This window comes from Mycoplasma sp. AC157 (assembly GCF_054343415.1).
The window spans coordinates 1-4,085 of the sequence record NZ_JBTGVE010000038.1; the positions used below are offsets into that span (position 1 = coordinate 1).

The window sequence follows — 4,085 nt, forward strand, 5'->3', positions numbered from 1 at the left end:
GATGAATTAAACAATAAAATTAACTAAGTATAGAAATTTAGTAAAAATTTAGGTTAGAAAATTTATTGTAATTGAGTTTTAAAATTGTGCTATAATCAAATTAGGTGAAAGGAAAAAAATGAACAAAATTTTTAGTAACAAAAGAAAATTAATGCTATGTGGTTGATTAAAAGAAAATGACATTAATTCTTATAATAATCCATTAAAACTTCAAAAATTCTTATTATTTTATGAATTACTTTCTAAAATAGCACAAGAAAAAGCAGATTTTACTTACTTAAAAGGTTACCCTAAAGGACCTGTTTTTAGTAATGTATATAATGATTATAAAAAAAATATACTTATTTTTAACAAAATAGCAGAAGAAACATATAACAATAATAAAGATAAAGTAGATAATGATAGAGCATTAAAATGTTCTTTCATAGTTAAAACAGCAACTGAATCCACTTTATCAAAAGTTACTCATAAGTTAAACCTCTGAAAAGCAAAAGAAGAATTAATAAATAAAAACAATAAAAATGTTCCTTTAGATGAAAAAGATTTTAACTACAAAGATCAAGAATTAATTAAAACAATAGATTCAATGTATTTATTAGAACAAATTAAAAATTCAGAAGTAATTAATATTAAAGAAAAATACTTTGTTTTTTCAAAGCAAGATTTTCATAATCTCACAGAAAAACAAAAAGAAATTCTTGAAGAAGTAGCAGATAGTGATGAATTATATAATCCAGTATATGTAGAAATAGATGAAGAAGATGGAGGTCTTATATTTGATTAATATTAAGGATGTAATAAAAATGAAAATACCTTTTCCGACAAAACATAGTTTTTTAGCAAAGGTAGCACATATGTATATTTGTTTAGATAAACAAGAAGAAAAATATCATTTTTTAAAGTGTCAAAGTTATAAACTAGATATGTTTACTGATGTGATAACAAATTATCATAAAGAAGTTCCAAATATAAAAAGAAATCCTTTTACAAAAGCAACCCTTATAGATTTAGATAAAGTTTTTATTACTTCTAAAGTTAAATATGATGATAGAATGAAAACGGAAATTAGATCAAATATATCAGATGATTTATTTAATGATCTAAAAAATAAATTAAAAGATTCTCAAATAAACATAATCAATCTTAATGAACAAGAATTAAAGTTGTTAAATAAATTAATAACTTAATTTTATTATCTTAATAAATATATGTTAATTAATTATAAAGGAGAAAAATGGATAAAATTTTTAGTAATAAAAGAAAATTAATTTTAAGTGGTTGGTTAAAAGAAAATGATATTAATTCTTATAATAATCCACTTAAATTGCAAAAATTCTTACTATTTTATGAACTACTTTCTAAAATAGCACAAGAAAAAGCAGATTTTACTTACTTAAAAGGTTACCCTAAAGGACCTGTTTTTAGTAATGTTTATAACGATTATAAAAAAAATATACTTATTTTCAACAAAATTATAGAAGAAACATATAACAATAATAAAGATAAAGTAGACAATGATAGAGCATTAAAATGTTCTTTCATAGTTAAAACAGCAACAGAACAAGAGTTATCAGAACTTACACATGAATTAAATTTATGAAAAGCAAAAGAAGAATTAATAAATAAAAAAGAGAAAAATATTATTTTAGAAGAAAAAGATTTTAACTATGAAGATCAAAAATTAATTAAAACAATTAGTGGAATTTTTCCGATAGAAGAAATTAAAAATTCAGAAGTAATTAATATTAAAGAAAAATACTTTGTTTTTTCAAAGCAAGATTTTCATAATCTCACAGAAAAACAAAAAGAAATTCTTGAAGAAGTAGCAGATAGTGATGAATTATATAATCCAGTATATGTAGAAATAGATGAAGAAGATGGAGGTCTTATATTTGATTAATATTAAGGATGTGATAAAAATGAAAATACCTTTTCCGACAAAACATAGTTTTTTACCAAAGGTATCACATATGTATATTTGTTTAGATAAACAAGAAGAAAAATATCAATTTTTAAAATGTCAAACTTTCAAATGAATAATTATTAAGAAAAAATTAATACAAAATTATACTATTGAAGATTCTAATATAAATAGAAATCCATTTTCAAAAGAAACACTTATAGATTTAGATAAAATTTTTATTACTTCTACAGTTAAATATGATGATAGAATGAAAACCGAAATTAGATCAAATATATCAAATGATTTATTTATTGAATTAAAAAATCAATTAAAAGATTCTCAAGTAAACATAATTAATCTTAATGAACAAGAATTAAAATTATTAAACAAATGAATAAATTAATTTTTAAACATATATGTAATCTAATTAAGTTATGTAAAGGAAAAAAATGGACAAAATTTTTAGCAATAAAAGAAAATTAATGTTATGTGGATGACTAAAAGAAAATGATATTAATTCTTATAAAAATTCACTTAAATTACAAAAATTTTTATTATTTTATGAAATTTTCAGTAAATTAGCACAAGAAAAAGCAGATTTTTCTTCCTTAAAGGGATATCAAAAAGGTCCTGTATTTAGTAATGTCTATGGAGATTATAAAAAAAGCAGACTTCTTTTTAACAAAGAAGCAGAAAAAGAATATTTAAATAATAAAAATAAAATAAATAATGAAAGAGCATTAAAATGTTCTTTTATCGTGAAAACATCAACAGAAAAAACTTTATCAGATATTACTCATAAGCTCAATTTATGAAAAGTTCAAGAAAATAGAATATTGAATAAAGAAAAAAATATAATTTTAAAAGAAAGCGATTTTAATCAAGAAGACGAAAAGTGAATGAAAAAAATAGATCGTATGTATCCATTAGAAATAGTTAAAAACTCAGAAGTAATTAACATTAAAGAAAAATATTTTGTTTTTTCAAAGCAAGACTTTCAAAACCTTACAGAAAAACAAAAAGAAATTCTTAAAGAACTGGCGGACAGTGATGAATTATATAATCCAGTATATATAGAAATAGATAAAGAAGATGGAGGGTTGCTAGTTGATTAAAGTTAAGGATGTTATTAAATTAAGAATTCCTTTTCCTAGTAAAATTTCATATTTAGCAAGAAAAACTCATATGTATATTTGCATTAAAAAAGAAGGAATGAATTACGAATTTGTGAAATGTCAAACATCAAAAGCAGAAATTATTAACTTGAAAATAATAAAAAATTATCATGAAGAGCGAGTGGAAAAAAATAGAAATCCTTTTGTTGTTTAAACACTTATAGATTTAGATAAAATTTTTATTACTTCTACAGTTAAATATGATGATAGAATGAAAACTGAAATTAGATCAAATATATCAGATGATTTACTTAATGATCTAAAAAACAAATTAAAAAAATATGAACCTACTAGAATTTTACTCAATGAACAAGAATTAAAATTATTAAATAAATGAATAACCTAATTCTTATTATTGTATTTTTTCATTTAAGGTTAAATTTAGTAAGAAAATATAAAAATAAAAATTTTTCCAAAAAAAGCAGAATAGTGTTATACTAATATTAGTAATCGTTAAATTACTAGTAAATTTAAAAATTTACGGATAATCATATGGAGAGTTTATCGTCAGATTAAGCGTAATATTAAGTACTCAAACCTTCAATGTAACCTTTCTCAATGGAAAGGTTTTTTTAATTGAATAGAAAAATGTTTCTTTGAAGCAAAATAATATTTAATAAAAAAATACTTAATTGAAGACATTTCTACATCAACTAACGAATTTACAAAATCTTTTAATTAATACATAGAATAGTTCTTGGTGATTTTAGTTATTAAAATTTCTAATATATTTTTTAATAATGTTATTTAAATATTTAAATTAAGAAAAAAATAAAAATTTACTTGAAAAATTTTGAAAATATTGTAGAATAATAAAGCAACTTAATTGTAATCAACATTTTTAGTGATTCTAATTCAATTATCAAAAAATAATCATATAAAATATTTGGAATTTTTGTAAAAAGTGTTATAATTAATCTTGTATGATTTTCACACAAAATCATTATGAAATTTAGATCTTTCAAAACTAGATGCAATAACCATAATAAACACACAAATCAATTTCA

Annotated in this window: 8 protein-coding genes; 7 read left to right on the top strand and 1 reads right to left on the bottom strand. The window is 20.6% G+C overall.

Features of this window, described 5'->3' with window-relative positions; genetic code table 4:
• Positions 1 to 118: 118 nt before the first annotated feature.
• From ACXX84_RS04055 to ACXX84_RS04085, 7 genes are read left to right on the top strand one after another with little or no spacing between them, the layout of a single operon-like run.
• Complete coding sequence (locus ACXX84_RS04055; RefSeq protein ID WP_458572958.1) at positions 119 to 784, top strand: hypothetical protein; 666 nt, start codon at positions 119 to 121, stop codon at positions 782 to 784.
• A gap of 19 nt (positions 785 to 803) precedes the next feature.
• A complete protein-coding gene (locus tag ACXX84_RS04060) occupies positions 804 to 1,187 on the top strand; it encodes a hypothetical protein (protein WP_458572959.1) in 384 nt (127 codons plus the stop codon).
• A gap of 47 nt (positions 1,188 to 1,234) precedes the next feature.
• Positions 1,235 to 1,900, top strand: a complete 666-nt coding sequence (locus ACXX84_RS04065) for a hypothetical protein (RefSeq protein WP_458572960.1) — start codon at positions 1,235 to 1,237, stop codon at positions 1,898 to 1,900.
• Between the two features lie 19 nt (positions 1,901 to 1,919).
• Complete coding sequence (locus tag ACXX84_RS04070; RefSeq protein WP_458572961.1) at positions 1,920 to 2,306, top strand: hypothetical protein; 387 nt, start codon at positions 1,920 to 1,922, stop codon at positions 2,304 to 2,306.
• Between the two features lie 46 nt (positions 2,307 to 2,352).
• Positions 2,353 to 3,018, top strand: a complete 666-nt coding sequence (locus tag ACXX84_RS04075) for a hypothetical protein (RefSeq protein ID WP_458559461.1) — start codon at positions 2,353 to 2,355, stop codon at positions 3,016 to 3,018.
• Positions 3,011 to 3,232, top strand: a complete 222-nt coding sequence (locus tag ACXX84_RS04080; RefSeq protein WP_458561187.1) for a hypothetical protein — start codon at positions 3,011 to 3,013, stop codon at positions 3,230 to 3,232. The genes ACXX84_RS04075 and ACXX84_RS04080 overlap by 8 nt, the downstream gene beginning before the upstream one ends.
• Before the next feature lie 57 nt (positions 3,233 to 3,289).
• Entirely contained in the window at positions 3,290 to 3,424 is a 135-nt protein-coding gene (locus ACXX84_RS04085; protein WP_458561188.1) for a hypothetical protein, read from the top strand.
• 476 nt (positions 3,425 to 3,900) lie between these two features.
• Here the strand turns inward: ACXX84_RS04085 and ACXX84_RS04090 are convergent.
• The coding region (locus ACXX84_RS04090) for a hypothetical protein (RefSeq protein ID WP_458560688.1) at positions 3,901 to 4,085 on the bottom strand (185 nt) is incomplete at its 5' end.